This is a genomic window from Actinomycetospora sp. C-140 (assembly GCF_054796175.1).
On the sequence record NZ_JBTWNF010000014.1, the window covers coordinates 113,749 to 127,900 of the forward strand.

Annotated in this window: 16 protein-coding genes; 8 read left to right on the top strand and 8 right to left on the bottom strand. The window is 75.8% G+C overall.

All coding sequences use genetic code 11. The annotated features are described in order from the left end of the window. Positions 1 to 27: 27 nt before the first annotated feature. Positions 28 to 867, top strand: coding sequence for a ParA family protein (locus ACR9E3_RS22285; RefSeq protein WP_460382718.1), 840 nt, complete (start codon positions 28 to 30; stop codon positions 865 to 867). A 30-nt stretch (positions 868 to 897) separates the two neighbouring features. Here the strand turns inward: ACR9E3_RS22285 and ACR9E3_RS22290 are convergent, their stop codons facing one another. Next, entirely contained in the window at positions 898 to 1,488 is a 591-nt protein-coding gene (locus ACR9E3_RS22290; RefSeq protein ID WP_460382719.1) for an SAV_6107 family HEPN domain-containing protein, read from the bottom strand. 90 nt (positions 1,489 to 1,578) lie between these two features. Next, positions 1,579 to 1,872, bottom strand: a complete 294-nt coding sequence (locus ACR9E3_RS22295) for a hypothetical protein (protein WP_460382720.1) — start codon at positions 1,870 to 1,872, stop codon at positions 1,579 to 1,581. A 285-nt stretch (positions 1,873 to 2,157) separates the two neighbouring features. Here ACR9E3_RS22295 and ACR9E3_RS22300 point away from each other — a divergent pair, with 285 nt between their 5' ends. Both ACR9E3_RS22300 and ACR9E3_RS22305 read left to right on the top strand, forming a co-directional pair. Further along, a complete protein-coding gene (locus ACR9E3_RS22300; RefSeq protein ID WP_460382722.1) occupies positions 2,158 to 2,841 on the top strand; it encodes a GNAT family N-acetyltransferase in 684 nt (227 codons plus the stop codon). A gap of 35 nt (positions 2,842 to 2,876) precedes the next feature. After that, positions 2,877 to 3,611, top strand: a complete 735-nt coding sequence (locus ACR9E3_RS22305) for a DUF3153 domain-containing protein (RefSeq protein WP_460382723.1) — start codon at positions 2,877 to 2,879, stop codon at positions 3,609 to 3,611. Positions 3,612 to 3,635: 24 nt separating this feature from the next. On the opposite strand, the gene ACR9E3_RS22310 is transcribed toward ACR9E3_RS22305, so the two are convergent. Then, the gene (locus tag ACR9E3_RS22310) at positions 3,636 to 4,523 is read right to left on the bottom strand and encodes a methylenetetrahydrofolate reductase (RefSeq protein WP_460382724.1); all 888 of its coding nucleotides are present in this window, start codon (positions 4,521 to 4,523) and stop codon (positions 3,636 to 3,638) included. 132 nt (positions 4,524 to 4,655) lie between these two features. On the opposite strand from ACR9E3_RS22310, the gene ACR9E3_RS22315 reads away from it, so the two are divergent. Genes ACR9E3_RS22315 through ACR9E3_RS22330 form a run of 4 tightly spaced genes read left to right on the top strand, consistent with a single transcriptional unit; the run spans position 4,656 to position 8,606 of the window. Then, entirely contained in the window at positions 4,656 to 5,807 is a 1,152-nt protein-coding gene (locus tag ACR9E3_RS22315) for a polyprenyl synthetase family protein (RefSeq protein WP_460382725.1), read from the top strand. Positions 5,808 to 5,809: 2 nt separating this feature from the next. Beyond that, complete coding sequence (gene crtI, locus ACR9E3_RS22320; protein ID WP_460382727.1) at positions 5,810 to 7,294, top strand: phytoene desaturase family protein; 1,485 nt, start codon at positions 5,810 to 5,812, stop codon at positions 7,292 to 7,294. Further along, entirely contained in the window at positions 7,291 to 8,262 is a 972-nt protein-coding gene (locus ACR9E3_RS22325) for a phytoene/squalene synthase family protein (RefSeq protein ID WP_460382728.1), read from the top strand. The genes crtI and ACR9E3_RS22325 overlap by 4 nt, the downstream gene beginning before the upstream one ends. Next, positions 8,259 to 8,606 carry a hypothetical protein gene (locus tag ACR9E3_RS22330; protein ID WP_460382730.1) on the top strand — a complete coding sequence of 116 codons (348 nt, stop codon included), beginning with the start codon at positions 8,259 to 8,261 and terminating at the stop codon, positions 8,604 to 8,606. The genes ACR9E3_RS22325 and ACR9E3_RS22330 overlap by 4 nt, the downstream gene beginning before the upstream one ends. On the opposite strand, the gene ACR9E3_RS22335 is transcribed toward ACR9E3_RS22330, so the two are convergent. Beyond that, positions 8,603 to 8,962, bottom strand: coding sequence for an Rv2175c family DNA-binding protein (locus ACR9E3_RS22335; RefSeq protein ID WP_460382731.1), 360 nt, complete (start codon positions 8,960 to 8,962; stop codon positions 8,603 to 8,605). The genes ACR9E3_RS22330 and ACR9E3_RS22335 overlap by 4 nt on opposite strands. 54 nt (positions 8,963 to 9,016) lie before the next feature. Further along, positions 9,017 to 9,733, bottom strand: coding sequence for an alpha/beta fold hydrolase (locus ACR9E3_RS22340; protein WP_460382733.1), 717 nt, complete (start codon positions 9,731 to 9,733; stop codon positions 9,017 to 9,019). A 90-nt stretch (positions 9,734 to 9,823) separates the two neighbouring features. Between ACR9E3_RS22340 and ACR9E3_RS22345 the strand changes: the two genes are divergently transcribed. Next, positions 9,824 to 11,110 (top strand): protein kinase domain-containing protein, encoded by a 1,287-nt coding sequence (locus ACR9E3_RS22345; protein WP_460382735.1) that lies wholly within the window; start codon positions 9,824 to 9,826, stop codon positions 11,108 to 11,110. 72 nt (positions 11,111 to 11,182) lie between these two features. Here the strand turns inward: ACR9E3_RS22345 and ACR9E3_RS22350 are convergent, their stop codons facing one another. The 3 genes from ACR9E3_RS22350 to ACR9E3_RS22360 are packed head-to-tail and all read right to left on the bottom strand — an operon-like array spanning position 11,183 to position 13,912. Beyond that, positions 11,183 to 12,583 carry a class II 3-deoxy-7-phosphoheptulonate synthase gene (locus tag ACR9E3_RS22350; protein WP_460382736.1) on the bottom strand — a complete coding sequence of 467 codons (1,401 nt, stop codon included), beginning with the start codon at positions 12,581 to 12,583 and terminating at the stop codon, positions 11,183 to 11,185. 60 nt (positions 12,584 to 12,643) lie between these two features. Next, positions 12,644 to 13,162: a polyadenylate-specific 3'-exoribonuclease AS gene (locus ACR9E3_RS22355; protein WP_460382738.1), complete on the bottom strand. Its 519-nt coding sequence runs from the start codon at positions 13,160 to 13,162 to the stop codon at positions 12,644 to 12,646. A gap of 57 nt (positions 13,163 to 13,219) precedes the next feature. Further along, positions 13,220 to 13,912, bottom strand: coding sequence for a lysophospholipid acyltransferase family protein (locus tag ACR9E3_RS22360; protein ID WP_460382739.1), 693 nt, complete (start codon positions 13,910 to 13,912; stop codon positions 13,220 to 13,222). Between the last annotated feature and the right edge of the window lie 240 nt (positions 13,913 to 14,152).

A 14,152-nucleotide genomic window follows, 5' to 3' on the forward strand; every position in this document is an offset into this window, starting at 1 on the left:
GCGGCGACCGCCCGGTAGGTTCCCCCCGTGCACGTCACGGCGGTCCTGAGCCTCAAGGGCGGCGTCGGGAAGACGACGGTCGTCCTGGGTCTGGCCGGTTCCGCCCTGCGGGCCGGCCTGCGCACCCTGGTGGTCGACCTGGATCCCCAGGGCAACGCCACCACGGCGCTGGAACCCGAACCGACCGAGACGACGATCGCCCAGGCGATGGAACGCCCGTCGGCGGCGTTGCTCGCCTCGTCGATCGGCCCGAGCGCCTGGGGCGAGGACCTCGACGTGCTCGTGGGATCCGAGGACGTCGAGCGCCACAACCACCCGGATCCGAACTCGCAGCGCCTCGGGCGCCTCGCGCGCCTGCTGGCCGGCCTGCCCCGCGACGGGCAGGGCGCCACGGCGACCGGGATCGCGGAGTACGACCTGGTGCTGATCGACTGCCCGCCGTCGCTCGGTCAGCTGACCCGCTCCGCGCTCGTGGCCGTGGACCGCGCGGTGCTGGTGACCGAGCCGACGATCTTCGCGGTGTCGGGCGTCCAGCGGGCGTTCGAGGCCGTGCAGGCCGAGCGGGAGCACAACCCCGACCTCCAGCCGCTGGGCGTGCTGGTGAACAAGTACCGCGCCCGCTCCTCGGAGCACGAGTTCCGCGTCGCCGAGCTGCGCGAGCTCTTCGGCCCGCTCGTGCTCTCGGCCGTGCTGCCCGACCGCAGCGCGGTGCAGCAGGCCCAGGGCGCCGGCGTCCCGATCCAGCGCTGGGACACCCCCGGCGCCCGGGAGATCTCCAGCTCGTTCGACTCGCTGCTCGGCCGGATCGTGCGCTCGCGCGCCCAGCGCTCGCACCGGGCCCGGGCCCGCCAGGCGCCGGACGCCTGAGACCGGATCCCGCGAGCCCCCGCCCCGGTCTCAGCGCGTGCGGCCCGCCACCGTGCGGGTGACGAGGGCGAGGAAGAGGTCGGCCTGGCGGACCATGTCGTCGGCGTCGCGCTGGGACACCCGTCCGCGCACACCGGCCTCGACCGCCGAGCGCGTGGCCGAGTGCGCCGCGAAGAACGCCGCCCACTCGCCGTACTCCGGAGCGACCGACGCCAGCAGCGTCCAGGCGTCGGTGGGCCGCGAGGAGCGCTTGGCCCGGGCCCGCAGGGCGAGCACCGCCGCGGCCGCGCGCAGCGCCCCGAGATGGGCGGACCGGAACCGCTCCGCCGGGTCGTCCTCCTCCTGCGCGGCCCGCAGCTCGTCGCGGGCGGCCCCGAGCAGCTGCACCACCGTGCGCGACGGCGGCGGCGAGGGCGGCGCGGCGGGCGCCTCGGCACGGGCCGTGGCGCCGCGCGTCGCCGAGCGGGAGGGCGCCGGCGGGATCGGCGAGGAGGACGGGCCCGCGGGCGGAGGGGCGGGGACCCGCCCGCCCGCGGACCCGTCGGGCACGCCGACCGGGGGGTGGTCGGCGTCGGGCGGGCTGGTGTCGAACAGGCCGGGCAGGGCGAGGGCACTGGTCACGGTGATCTCCTCGGTGGTCTCGGAGCGGGCGTCGGGGGCGATGGCGGGCGGGAGCGGCTCGGCGACCGGGTCAGCGGCCGGCCCGCCGGCTCAGGCCCCGGCCCACCGCAGGTCCCACACCCCGGGGCCGGAGCGCATGCGCAGCACGAACTCCCCCGGCGGCAGGTGCGGCTCGTCCGAGCGACGGGCGAGCACGCGCCAGCACCGGCACCGGTCGCCCCCCACCGGCATCGCCGACAGGAACGGCCAGCGGGACTCCTCGATCCAGCGCTCGCGGACCTCCTCGACCAGGTAGTGACTGTCGCGCCGGTTCGGGCGGCGATGGAACTCGACGGGGTCGCCGTCCGCGCAGCGGACCTGGACCGGCGAGGGACTGCGAACCACGATGCGTCCTCCACGGCGGGCTCGTGCTCCTCGGCCCGTGGCTCAGACCGAGCGGTGCCTGCCACCGTGGGAAGCCGGCGGCACGCACGGGCGACGGGGCGCTTCCCCCGCCCCGCCGACCGTGCGATCGAACATGTGTTCGATGCGGTCCAGTGAACCCGGTCGGTCCGACACCGTCAAGTCGGCCGTCCGGGGATCGACGGGTGGCGCGCCGGGCGCGGCGTGGTGTGATGGCCGGGTGCCCGCCGTGACCGACTCCCCCTCCGCCCGCGCGGGAGCCGGACGGTGACCGCCGCACCCACCCGCGCGTCCGTCGTCGACCTCACGCCCGACGACCTCGGCGCCCGGCTCGACGAGGCGCTGGCGGTCTACGTCGACGCGATGGGCTATCCGCCCGGGACGGTGCGCCAGCGCCGCCCGATGTGGGTGGAGCACTCGCGGCGGCCGGGCTGGCACGCGGTCGCCGCGATCGGCCCCGACCGCTCGCTGTGGGGCGTCGCCTACGGCTATCCGGGCGCCCGGGGCCAGTGGTGGTTCGAGGAGGTCCGCCGCGGCCTGCTGGCACAGGGCGCCGAGGGCCGGGAGCTGGCGGCGGCGATCCTCGCCGACTACTTCGAGCTCACCGAGCTGCACGTGCGCCCCGACGTGCAGGGCGGCGGCGTGGGCGAGGCGCTCGCGCGCCGCCTGCTCGCCCGCCCCGCGAACCGCCACGTCCTGCTCTCGACGCCCGAGACCCCCGGCGCCGACGACCCCAACCGGGCCTGGTCGCTCTACCGGCGTCTCGGGTTCTCCGACGTGCTGCGCCACCACCGGTTCACCAGCGACCCACGCCCGTTCGCCGTGCTCGGACGCGCGCTGCCGCTCGACCCGCCCGGGGCGCCCCTCCCCCCGCCCGGCCGGCTCGAGGTCGCCCCGACCGGCGACGAGCCGGGGGAACCCGGGCGCCACCGCTCGGGTCGCCGCGCCTGACCGCGACCGTCGGGGGCGCCTGGCACCATGCGCGGGTGCCTGCGAGCGCCCCCACCCCGACCGTCGACCCCGCCGGCGCCCGTCCCGTCCCGCCGGCCCCCACGCGGCCCCGCCGCCGCGGCCTCGTGCTCCTCGCCGTGGTCCTCGCGCTGGTCGGCGTGCTGGGCACCGGGTGCGTGCGGGTGCGGGCCGGCATGGCCGTCTCCCCCGACGACCGCGTCTCCGGGCAGGTCGACATCGCGACGCCGGACGGCGCGCCGAACGGGTCGGGGCCGCCGCTCACGGTGCCCGACGACCTCAGCGGTGACGTCAGCGTCGAGCGCTACGAGCAGGACGGCTACATCGGCTCCCGGCTCCGGTTCGAGGACCTCACGTTCGACCAGGTCACGCGCCTGCTGCCCGCGATCAGCCCGTCGAGCACCCAGGCGATCCGGGTGCAGATGCGACGCTCGGGCGACCGCGTCGTCGTGTCCGGGCAGGTCGACCTGACGCGCGTCTCGCCCGAGAGCTCCGACGTGCAGCTGAAGATGGCGTTCCCGGGCACCATCCGGCAGACCGACGGCACGGCGACGCAGGGCCTCATCAGCTGGACCTTCCAGCCGGGCACCGTCACCGACGTGAACGCGGTGGTCGAGTACCCCGACCCGGACGCGCCGTCGTGGATCCTGTGGGCGCTGCTGCTGCTCGGGGTGGTCGCGGTGGCGGTCGCGATCGTCGTGCTGCTCGCGGCGTCGTCGCGGACCCAGCTCCGCACCCGCGCCCGCCGCTGACCGGCGGGCACGGGCGCGGGCCGGTCAGGCGCCGGGTCGCGCGGCGATGCCGAGACGGTCCACGACGTCCACCACCGCCGGCGAGCGGTTCATGCTGATGTAGTGGATGTTCGTCACGCCCTCGTCGAACATCCGCTGGGAGAGCTCGACGCAGAGGTCGATGCCGGCGTCGCGGTACCCGGCCTTGTCCTCGGCCAGCGGCTCCAGCCGCTCGGTCATCGCCGCGGGCAGCGGCGCCCCGGAGAAGTCCGCGCCGCGCTCGGCCGACTTGGGCGTCGTCACCGGCATGAGACCGGGCATGATCGGGATGTCGCAGCCCGCCGCCGCGATGCGGTCCCGCATCCGGAGGAACTGGTCGGCGTCGTAGAACATCTGGGTGATGGCGAACTCCGCGCCGGCCTTCACCTTCTGCACGAAGAAGCGGGTGTCCGCGTCCTCGTCGGCCGACCGCGGGTGCAGGTACGGGAACGCCGCGACGCCGCAGCAGAAGTCGCCGAGACGGCGGAGCATGTGCACCAGCTCGTCGGTGTAGCTGAGCCCGGCCGGGTGCGGCACCCAGTCGGCGTCCTTGTCGCCGGGAGGGTCGCCGCGGATGGCGAGCACGTTGCTGATGCCCGCGGCCGCGTACGAGCCGATCACCTGGCGCAGGTCGTCGAGGGACGCGTCCACGGCCGTGAGGTGGGCCATCGCCGTGAGCGTGGTGTCGGTGGCGATGCGCCCGGTGGTCCGCACGGTGCGGTCGCGGCTGGAACCGCCCGCGCCGTACGTGACCGACACGAAGGCCGGGTCCAGCGGCTCGAGGTCACGGATGGTCCGCCAGAGGGTGGCCTCACCCTCGTCGTCCTTGGGCGGGAAGAACTCCGCCGAGAACGTGGGCACCCCGCGCTGGATGCGCTCCGTCACAGTAGCCATCCGTCGACCCTACGGTGACACGGCGTTGATACGGAGGGTCGTTGTGACCGGGACCGCCCGATCAGCCGGTTCCGGCGTCCGCCCCTACCCTCGGTGGCGACAGGACGATCGCGGCGGAGGGGACGAGCGCGTATGACGGTCGGCGGAGCGTCGACGACGGTCGGCACCGGACCGTACGACCCCTTCAACACGCCGGACGGACCGCACGAACGGGACGCGCTCGAGCACGACCTGCCGGCCGCCGTCACGGCCGCCCTCGCCGACTACCTCGAGGCCCGCCGCGTCGCGTGCGCCGAGATCGCCGAGGAGTTCGCCGAGGCCACCGACGACCTCACCCGCTTCGTCCTCGCCGGGGGCAAGCGCCTGCGTCCCACGTTCGCGTGGTGGGGATGGCGGGCCGCCGGCGGCGCGGACGAGCCGACCGCGGTGCTGCGCGCCGTGAGCGCCCTGGAGCTCATCCAGGCCTGCGCGCTGGTGCACGACGACCTCATCGACGACTCCGCGACACGGCGCGGTCAGCCGACCGTGCACGCGCGCTGGGGCGCCCGTCACGCGGACGCCGCCTGGGCGGGCGACCCGACGCGCTTCGGGGCCGCGGTGGCGGTGCTGCTCGGCGACGTCGCGCTGGCCTGGGCCGACGACATGCTCCACGAGTCCGGCGTCGACCCCATAGCGCTCGCCCGGGCCCGCCCGGTGTGGCAGGGCATGCGCACCGAGGTGCTCGGCGGGCAGTTCCTGGACGTCCAGGGGCACGCCGCGTCCGACTCGCGGCCCGAGACCGCGCTGCGCATCAGCCGCTACAAGACCGCGGCGTACACCGTCGAACGGCCCCTGCACCTCGGCGCGGCGCTCGCCGGCGCCGACGACGAGACCGTGCGGGCCCTGCGCCGCTACGGCACCGACCTCGGGATCGCGTTCCAGCTGCGCGACGACGTGCTCGGGGTGTTCGGCGACCCCGCGGTGACCGGCAAGCCCGCGGGCGACGACCTGCGCGAGGGCAAGCTCACCCTGCTCGTGGCGCTCTCCCGCGCCCACCCCGACCGCGACACGGCCGCCGTGGTCGAGCGCACGATCGGCAAGCCCGACCTCACCGCCGACGACGTCGCCGCCGCCCGCGAGGCACTGCTGACCCTCGGCGTCGTCGACGACGTCGAGGCGCGCATCGCCGAGCTCACCGCGTCGGCGCTGGACGCCGTCCGCGGCGCCGACGCCCCGGAGCTCACCGCGCCCGCTCCCGAGCGGCTGGCCGACCTCGCGGTCGCGGCCACCCGCCGCGCCCGCTGAGCATGCGCACCGTCCAGTCCCCCACCGACCACGTCGTGGTCGTCGGCGCCGGCCTCGCCGGGCTGGCGACCGCGCTGCACCTGCTCGGTTCGGGACGCCGCGTCACGGTCGTCGAGCGCGACCCGACCCCCGGCGGTCGCGCCGGGCGCCTCGATCTCCAGGGCTTCCACCTCGACACCGGCCCGACCGTCATCACGATGCCGGAGCTGGTCGAGGAGGCCCTGGGGGCGGTCGGGGAGAAGCTCGGGGACCGCCTCGACCTGGTCGACCTGCACCCGGCGTACCACGCGCGGTTCGCCGACGGCAGCGCCATCGACGTCCACACCGAGCCGGGCGCGATGGAACAGGAGATCCGGGAGAAGGTCTCGGCCGCCGACGCGGACGGCTACCGCCGGATGCGGGCCTGGCTCACCGAGCTGTACCGCGTGCAGATGGCGACGTTCATCGACGCCAACTTCGACACCCCGCTCGACGTCCTGTCCCCCGAGCTGGCGCGGCTCGGCGTGCTCGGCGGCTTCGGCCGGCTCGGGCCGAGGATCGGGAGCTTCCTCGCCGACGAGCGCCTGCGGCGCGTCTTCTCCTTCCAGGCGCTCTACGCGGGCGTGCCGCCGGCGCGGGCGCTCGCCGCCTACGCCGTCATCGCCTACATGGACACGATCGCGGGCGTCTCGTTCCCGCGCGGCGGTGTCCGGGCGCTGCCGCAGGCGCTGGCCGACGCGGCCGCCGACGCGGGCGCCGAGTTCCGCTACGGCACCACGGTCACCGGGCTGGAACGCGCGGGCGGGCGCGTGCGTGCGCTGCGCACCGTCCCCACCGGCGACCCGGGCGCCGACGGCGAGCGCCTCGCCGCCGACGCCGTCGTCCTGACCTGCGACCTCCCCGCGGCGCACGCCCTGCTGGGTCGCACGCCGCGCCGGGCGGTGCCGCTGCGCTGGTCGCCGTCGGCGTTCGTCTGGCACGCCGGGGTGCCGGCGGGGACGGGGCTGGGCCACCACACGATCTCGTTCGGCGACGCCTGGGCCGGCACGTTCGACGAGATCATCACCGAGGGCCGGCTGATGTCCGACCCGTCGCTGCTGATCACGCACCCGACCGCGACGGACCCCTCGCTGGCGCCCGCCGGCCACGAGTACGTCAGCGTCCTCGCGCCGTGCCCCAACACCGAGGTCGCGCCGCTGGACTGGGAGCGGATCGGCCCGCGCTACCGCGACGAGCTGCGCGGGCTCCTGGGCGGGCGCGGGATCACGCTGGGCGAGCCGGTCGTCGAGCACACCATCACCCCCGCCGACTGGTCCGCCCTCGGCCTCGCCGCGGGCACGCCCTTCTCGGCGGCCCACACGTTCGCCCAGACCGGCCCCTTCCGGTCGCGCAACCTCGTGCGGGGCGAGGGCAACGTCGTGCTGGCCGGCTCGGGGACGACGCCGGGCGTCGGGGTCCCGACGGTGCTGGTGTCCGGCAAGCTCGCCGCCGCCCGGATCACGGGATGAGCACCGCGGAGCTCGACGCCGCCGGCGTCGCCGACCCCGCCCTGCGCGCGGCCTACACCCGCTGCCGGGGGCTCAACGCGGCCCACGGGCGCACGTACTTCCTGGCCACCCGCCTGCTCGCGCCCGCCCAGCGTCCCGCGATCCACGCGCTCTACGGGTTCGCGCGGATGGCCGACGACGTCGTCGACGACCCCGCGGCCGACGCCTCCCCCGCCGCCGTCGCGGCCCGGCTGGAGGAGGTCCGCGCCCGGATGCGCCGCGGGCTCGCCGGCACCGACCCGCGGGCGCTGGTGGCCGAGGGCGAGCCGGTGGTGGCGGCGCTGGCCGACACGGTCGCGCGGTACGGCATCGAGCACCGCCACCTCGAGGACTTCATGGACTCGATGGCCATGGACCTCACGGTCACCGAGTACGCGACGTTCGACGACCTCGCCGGCTACGTGCACGGCTCGGCCGCGGTCATCGGCCTGCAGGTGCTGCCGGTGCTGGGCACGGTCGTGCCCCGCGAGGAGGCCGCCCCGTACGCCGCCGACCTGGGCGTCGCGTTCCAGGTGACGAACTTCCTGCGGGACGTCGGCGAGGACCTCGACCGCGGGCGTGTCTACCTCCCGCGCGACGAGCTCGCCGCCTTCGGCGTGGACCGCGACCTGCTCGACCGCTGCCGCCGGACCGGCCGCACCGACCCGCGGGTCCGGCGCGCCCTGGCCCACCTCGTCGCGCGCACCCGGGCGGTCTACCGCCGCGCCGAGCGCGGCATCGCGCTCCTGCACCCCGTGTCCCGGCCCTGCGTCCGCACCGCCCACGTTCTCTACGGCGGCATCCTCGACCAGATCGTCGCGGCCGACTACGACGTGCTGGGCGGACGGGTCGCCGTCGGCACCGGCCGGCGGGCGGCGGTCGCGCTGCCCGGCCTGGCCCGGGCGGTCGGTACCCGGTGGCGCCGCCGCGTGCTACCAACCCCGGTGTGACCGACCTCGTCCTCGGCGTCGACGCGTCCTGCGCACGCTGCCGGGCGGTCGCCGCGGCGGTCACGGAGGTGGACGTCCTGCCGCTGGCGGACTACCGGGTGACGGCCTGGTGCGCCGAGGCCGGGGTCGCGGGCGACCTCCCGACCCTGATCGAGATCACGCCCACGGACGGCGACGACCGCGTCCGCGCCCGGACGGGCCCCGCGATCGGCGCGGCGCTGCTCCGGCGGCTCGGACCCCGGCGGACGCTGCGGATCGTGGCGACACTGCGGGCCCACGGCGTGCTCGGCGATGCCCTCGGCGGTCTGCTCGCGCGGCCCGGGAGGCCGTCCGCCCCGGCCTAGAAGGCCATCGCCTGGGCGCGACGCTTGACCTCGCGGCCGCGGTCCGAGCGCAGCGCGTCGATCGGCATCCCCGGCAGGGACTCGTCGTCGGCGAACAGCCAGCGCAGGATCTCGCCGTCGGCGTAGCCGCCGTCGCGCAGCAGCGAGATGGTGCCGGGCAGGCCCTTGACCACCCCGTCGTCGGTGAGGAACGCGGCGGGCACGATCCACCGGTCGCCCTCGCGCACGCCCAGCAGCTGGCCCTGCTTGATCATCTGGCTGACGCGCGTGCGGGGCACGCCCAGACGCTCGGCACACTGGGCGAGCGACACGACCTCGATGTCGTGGCCCACGACGGCGGCGACGGACTCGGACACGCGCGTCACTGTGCCAGAGGAAGGGCGTACGGCGGACCCCGAAACGCCCTGGCGTCAGCCGCCGCTCGCGTCGACGAGCACGCGGACGAGCCCGTCGGGGTCCGCGAGGGCGAGCAGGTGCCCGCCGGGGAGCACGTGCGGCTCCACACCGGCGCGCTCGCGGGCCAGCCGGACCTGGAAGTCGGCGGGGAAGAACCGGTCGTCGCGACCCACGACGACCGTGACCGGGACGTCGGGCCACGCGGACAGAGACCAGCCGTCGGAGAACGGGCCGCCGGACTGCTCGCGCTGGTGCTCGGCACCGGCGGCCGCGACGTCGGCGGGGACGTCGTGCAGGAACTCCCAGGCCTCGTCGAAACCCGCGTCCTCCCGCCCCGCGGCGCGGACCGCGGCCTCCTTCGCCGCCCGGTGGCCCGAGTCGGTCCACCAGTCCCCCGGGTTCTCGCCGACGGCCGGGATCATGGCGTTGACCAGGACGAGGTGCCGGACGGAGCTCGATGGTCCAGCTCCGCTCCGCTCCGTCTCCTGCATGCGCCGCGCGATCTCGACCGCGGTCGGCCCGCCCAGGGACTGCCCCACGACGACGGGGTCCGGCCGGTCACCCAGCGCCTCGAGCGCCACCTCGACGTAGCGCGGGATGCCCGCCGCGGGGTCGTCGGCGGGCAGGTCCACCGCGATCGCCGTGTCGCCGCGGGCCCGCAACCGGTCGGCCACGAGGTGCCAGTACCAGCCCGCGCCGCCGGCGCCGGGCACGAGCAGCCAGGTCGTCACCGCGAGGACACTAGGCCCACCCGGACGGGGCGCCGCGCGTCGCGTCCGAGGATCCCCGCAGGTCACCGCCGTCCTCGTAGCATCGGGGCCATGGCCGCTCCCACCGCCCACCCCGAGGGGACGGTGCTGGAGGGGCGCTACCGCGTGGACGGGGTGATCGCGCGGGGCGGGATGTCGGTGGTGCACCGCGGGTCGGACCTGCGCCTCGACCGGCCCGTGGCGATCAAGGTGCTCGACCGCGAGCTCGCCGCCGACCCGGCGTTCGTGCGGCGCTTCGAGCGCGAGGCGCGGGCGGCGGCCCGGCTCGCGCACCCGGGCATCGTCGCCGTGCACGACCAGGGGCGCGACGACGACGGCACCGTCTTCCTCGTCCTCGAGCTGGTCGAGGGCGGGACCCTGCGCGACGTCCTGCGGGAGCAGGGGCGCCTGCACCCCGCGGCGGCGCTGACGGTCGTCGAGCAGGTGGTGACCGCGCTGCAGGTCGCCCACGACCGCGGGCTCGTCCACCGCGACGTCAAGCCCGAGAACGTGCTCGTCGGCAGCGACGGGGCGGTCAAGGTCGCCGACTTCGGTCTGGTGGCCGCGGCGTGGGAGGCGGGCGCCGAACCCGGCGACCCCGAGGAGTCCGGCGAGCTGGTGCTCGGCACCGTCGCCTACCTGGCCCCCGAGCAGGTCACCGACGGCCGCGCCGACGAGCGCAGCGACCTCTACGCGACGGGCGTGGTGCTGTTCGAGCTGCTCACCGGCGTCCCGCCCCACGGCGGCGACGACGCGGTCGAGGTCGCCCGCCGTCACGTGCACGTCGACGTCCCACCGCCCTCGGGCCTCGCCGGGGGCATCCCGAGGGCGCTCGACCGCCTCGTCGCGGCGGCCACCCGCCGCGACCCGGACGCCCGCCTCGCCGACGCCGAGGCGTTCCTGGCCGCCGCCCGCGGCGTCCGGATGGACGCGGACCTGCCGTTCCTCACCGTGCCGCCGCCCCGCCGCCGCCGCGGGGCGAACGGCTCGCGGCCCCTGCGGGGCACGCGGCTGCTGGACCTCGAGCCGGAGGCGCCGGCCGCGCCCCGCGGTCGCCGCCCGCCGCCGGTGGTGGAGGGCGAGTGGGACGACGCGGACGACGCCGACGGCGAGGACGCGCCCTGGGTCGACGACGAGGTCGACGAGCCCGACGACGACGCGGTGGACGAGACCCGGTCCACCCGCCGACGGCGCGGTCCCGACGACCCCGTCGACGACATCGACGTCGCCATCGAGCAGATCGAGCGCCGGCGGGCACGGTCGCGGTCGCGGCGCCTGCTCGCGGCGTGGCTGCTGCTCGAGGCGATCGCGACCATCGCGGCCGGGGCCGCCGGCTGGGGTCTCGGGTTCCCGGGCTGACGCCCCCGTCCCAGGTGATCGAAGTCCCGATACGGACGCTGAGCGTCAGCGACGGCACTTCGCTGACAACCCTCAGCCGCGCAGCATCTCCGCCACGAGGAAGGCGAGCTCGAGGGACTGCTGGGTGTTCAGGCGCGGGTCGCAGGCGGTCTCGTAGCGGCCCGCGAGGTCGGTGTCGGAGATGTCCTGGGCACCGCCGAGGCACTCGGTGACGTCCTCGCCGGTGAGCTCGACGTGGATGCCGCCGGGGTGGGTGCCCAGGCGCTGGTGGACCTCGAAGAACCCCTGGACCTCGTCGACCACGGCGTCGAAGTGCCGGGTCTTGTAGCCGGTGGTGGCCTCGACGGTGTTGCCGTGCATCGGGTCGCACTGCCAGATCACCTGGTGGCCCGAGGCGGTGACCTTCTCGACGATGCCGGGCAGCACGTCGCGGACCTTGCCCGCGCCCATGCGGCTGATCAGGGTGAGCCGACCGGGCTGGCGGTGCGGGTCGAGGCGCTCCACGTACTCGACGGCCTGCTCCGGAGTCGTGCCCGGCCCGATCTTGAGCCCGATCGGGTTGGCCAGCAGCTCGGCGAAGGCGATGTGGGCGCCGTCGAGCGCCCGCGTGCGCTCCCCGATCCACAGGAAGTGCGCACCCAGGCTGAACAGCCGGGCGTCGTCGCTGCTCGTGGCCTCCACGCGGGAGTCCAGCCGCAGCAGCGCGCGCTCGTAGTCGAGCACGAGCGCCTCGTGCGACGCGAAGATCTCGGTGTGGCGCAGCGAGTGGTCGGTGACCCCGGCCGCGGACATGAACCGCAGCGCCCGGTCGATCTCCGCGGCCACCGCCTCGTAGCGCTCGCCGGCCGCGGAGGTGCGCACGAACTCGCGGTTCCAGTCGTGCACCTCGTGCAGGTCGGCCATCCCGCCGCTGGTCAGCGCCCGCACCAGGTTCATCGCGGCGCCCGCGTTGGCGTAGGCACGGATCATCCGGCCCGGGTCCGGGACGCGGCGCTCCGCGTTGGCGGCCAGTGAGTTGACCATGTCGCCCCGGTAGGACGGCAGGCCGAGGGCGTCGATCGGCGCCGAGCGGGGCTTGGCGTACTGCCCGGCGATCCGCCCGATCTTGACCACCGGCAGCGACGCGCCGTAGGTCAGCACCACGGCCATCTGCAGCAGCGTGCGGATGTTGCCGCGCAGGTGCGGCTCGGTGTTGTCGGCGAAGGTCTCGGCGCAGTCGCCGCCCTGCAGCAGGAACGCCTCCCCGCGGGCAACCGCCGCGAGCTGGGTCTGCAACCGGTCGACCTCCGCGGGCACGGTGATCGGCGGCACGTGCTCGAGCACCGTGCGGACGTCGGTCACCGCCTGCTCGTCCGGCCAGTCGGGCTGCTGCGCCGCGGGGCGCGCGAGGGCGGCATCGAGACGCTCGCGCAGTTCGGCGGAGAGCGGGGGCAGGCCGGGCAGGGCATCCACGGGAAGGTCGACGGACCACACATCGCCCAGCGTAGTCGTGGCCCGTCGGGGCCCGACGTGTTCCCCGCGACGCCCGGCCCGTCACCGCCCCGCGGGCGACGTCCCGTCGTGGAGCCGCTGCCACGCGGCGTCGATGACCTGCCAGCGGGCGAGGTTGTGCCGGGCGTCGGCGAGGGCGTCGTGCGCGTCCGCGGGGGCCGCGGGGAGCTCCGGGCGCCCGACGTCGTCCCAGCGCTGGCGCAGGTCGCGGGTGAACCGGGGCAGCGCGCGCGGGAGGTCCGGCATCGCGCCCCAGAGCTGGGCGATCGCCACGTGGTCGTACGCCGCGTACCAGGCCCACAGCTCGACCGGGCCCTCGCCGGCGGTCACGAACTCGTAGAACGCCTCCCGGATCGCCAGGCGGCTGCGCCACGCCGGGTCCGAGGTCGGGGGCAGCTTGTCCAGGACGTTCTTCCGCACCCACGGGCCGGCGCGCATCGGGTCGAACTGGCGGGAGATCGCGTAGAACTCGTGGCCCTGCTCGTCGACCACGCCCACCGAGACCAGCTCGATCGTGGTCCCGTCCTCGATGAACTCGCAGTCGTAGAAGTAGCGGGCCACGGGCGCATTCTGTCCGCAGCGGCCCCCGGCCGCGTGACGGGGCCGCTCACGACGGGCTCAGGCCGCCTCGGCGTCGGCGCCCTTGTCCTTCATCGTGCTCGCGTAGACGTCGACGTACTCCTGCTCGGACAGCGCCCGCACCGCGTCCATGACCTCGTCGGTGATCGCCCGCTCGACCTGCCGGTCGTCGGTGATCCCGTGGAAGCGGGAGAAGTCGAGGGGCTCCCCGATGCGGATGCCGATGCGGCAGGGCCGCCAGAAGCGGGAGCCGACGGGGTTGGCCCGGTCCGTGCCGATCATGGCGACGGGGACGACGGGCACGCCTGCCTCGAGCGCCATCCGGGCGACGCCCGTGCGGCCCTTGTAGAGGCGGCCGTCGGGCGACCGGGTGCCCTCCGGGTAGATGCCGAACAGCCGCCCCTCGCGCAGGACGCCGATCCCGGTGTCGAGCGCCGCCCGCGCCGCGCGACCGTTGCCGCGCTCGATCGGCACCTGGCCCATACCGGTGAAGAACCAGCGCTTCAGCGTGCCGACGGGGCCGGGCTGGGTGAAGTACTCGGACTTGGCCGGGAAGGCCATCCGCCGGGGCACCATCAGCGGCAGGACGAACGAGTCGATCACCGCGAGGTGGTTCGACGCGACCAGGGCCCCGCCGCGGCGCGGCAGGTGCTCGGCGCCCTCGACGTGCGGGCGGAACGCCACGCGCATGAGCGGCCCGAGCAGGGCGTATTTCATGATCCAGTACAGCACCCGGGCTCCGTTCCTCGCCGCTGCCGACACCGGTGCGTGGTGACTTCCTCGGCCCACTGTCGACCCTCTGTCGACCCGCTGCCCGTCCGTTGCGCCGAGCGTAGGCGTCCCCGGACCGCCCCGGGGAACCGTCCGGCGCGACACGACCCCCACCGCGTGACCCGGACGTGTGGGACGTGCCACGATGGTGGTCCCGATCCGCTCCCCCGCCCGCCCGGCGGGTGCCGACGTCGCGCCGCC

Bases quoted from the DNA above. Each gene is read 5' to 3' on its own strand.
- ACR9E3_RS22310 (WP_460382724.1), bottom strand. From the start codon at position 4,523: ATGGCTACTGTGACGGAGCGCATCCAGCGCGGGGTGCCCACGTTCTCG.
- ACR9E3_RS22315 (WP_460382725.1), top strand. From the start codon at position 4,656: ATGACGGTCGGCGGAGCGTCGACGACGGTCGGCACCGGACCGTACGAC.
- crtI (WP_460382727.1), top strand. From the start codon at position 5,810: ATGCGCACCGTCCAGTCCCCCACCGACCACGTCGTGGTCGTCGGCGCC.
- ACR9E3_RS22325 (WP_460382728.1), top strand. From the start codon at position 7,291: ATGAGCACCGCGGAGCTCGACGCCGCCGGCGTCGCCGACCCCGCCCTG.
- ACR9E3_RS22345 (WP_460382735.1), top strand. From the start codon at position 9,824: ATGGCCGCTCCCACCGCCCACCCCGAGGGGACGGTGCTGGAGGGGCGC.